The organism is Pseudoalteromonas luteoviolacea, from assembly GCF_021654285.1.
In the GTDB taxonomy this organism is placed as follows: Bacteria; Pseudomonadota; Gammaproteobacteria; order Enterobacterales; family Alteromonadaceae; genus Pseudoalteromonas; species Pseudoalteromonas luteoviolacea_J.
On sequence record NZ_JAKFZS010000085.1, the window covers coordinates 1 to 1,414 of the forward strand.

The following is a 1,414-nucleotide window of genomic DNA, read 5'->3' on the forward strand; positions in this document are numbered from 1 at the left end:
TCGTCTACTTTCTATTCTTAACTTCTAACAAGTTTAAACCACTTTGGCGTTGTATGGTTAAGCCTCACGGGTAATTAGTACGAGTTAGCTCAATGCCTCACAGCACTTCCACATCTCGCCTATCAACGTTGTAGTCTTCAACGGCCCTTCAGTTAACTCTAAGTTAAAGTGAGAACTCATCTCGAGGCTCGCTTCCCGCTTAGATGCTTTCAGCGGTTATCGATTCCGAACGTAGCTACCGGGCAATGCTATTGGCATAACAACCCGAACACCAGCGGTTCGTCCACTCCGGTCCTCTCGTACTAGGAGCAGCCCCTCTCAATTCTCAAACGCCCACGGCAGATAGGGACCGAACTGTCTCACGACGTTCTAAACCCAGCTCGCGTACCACTTTAAATGGCGAACAGCCATACCCTTGGGACCGACTTCAGCCCCAGGATGTGATGAGCCGACATCGAGGTGCCAAACACCGCCGTCGATATGAACTCTTGGGCGGTATCAGCCTGTTATCCCCGGAGTACCTTTTATCCGTTGAGCGATGGCCCTTCCATTCAGAACCACCGGATCACTATGACCTACTTTCGTACCTGCTCGACGTGTCTGTCTCGCAGTTAAGCTGGCTTCTACCATTACACTAACCGTACGATGTCCGACCGTACTTAGCCAACCTTCGTGCTCCTCCGTTACTCTTTGGGAGGAGACCGCCCCAGTCAAACTACCCACCAGGCACTGTCCTCAATCCCGATTAGGGACCTAAGTTAGAACATCAACACTACAAGGGTGGTATTTCAAGGACGGCTCCACACAATCTAGCGACTGTGCTTCAAAGCCTCCCACCTATCCTACACATGTAGGGTCAATGTTCAGTGCCAAGCTGTAGTAAAGGTTCACGGGGTCTTTCCGTCTAGCCGCGGGTACACAGCATCTTCACTGCGATTTCAATTTCACTGAGTCTCGGGTGGAGACAGCGTGGCCATGGTTACACCATTCGTGCAGGTCGGAACTTACCCGACAAGGAATTTCGCTACCTTAGGACCGTTATAGTTACGGCCGCCGTTTACCGGGGCTTCGATCAAGAGCTTCGCCTAAGCTAACCCCATCAATTAACCTTCCGGCACCGGGCAGGTGTCACACCGTATACGTCATCTTACGATTTTGCACAGTGCTGTGTTTTTAATAAACAGTCCCAGCCACCTGGTCACTGCGGCTCTCGTCTGCTTATGGAGCAAGTCCTTCACAAACAAGAGCGTACCTTCTCCCGAAGTTACGGTACAATTTTGCCTAGTTCCTTCACCCGAGTTCTCTCAAGCGCCTTAGTATTCTCTACCTGACCACCTGTGTCGGTTTAGGGTACGATTCGATATAAACTGAAGCTTAGAGGCTTTTCCTGGAAGTAGGGCATCAACAACTTCAC

The 1,414-nt window shown here is 50.6% G+C and carries 1 rRNA gene; it reads right to left on the reverse strand.

What is annotated here, in order from left to right:
- Positions 1-53: 53 nt before the first annotated feature.
- A 23S ribosomal RNA gene (locus L1077_RS27105) occupies positions 54-1,414 on the reverse strand; the annotation flags it as partial.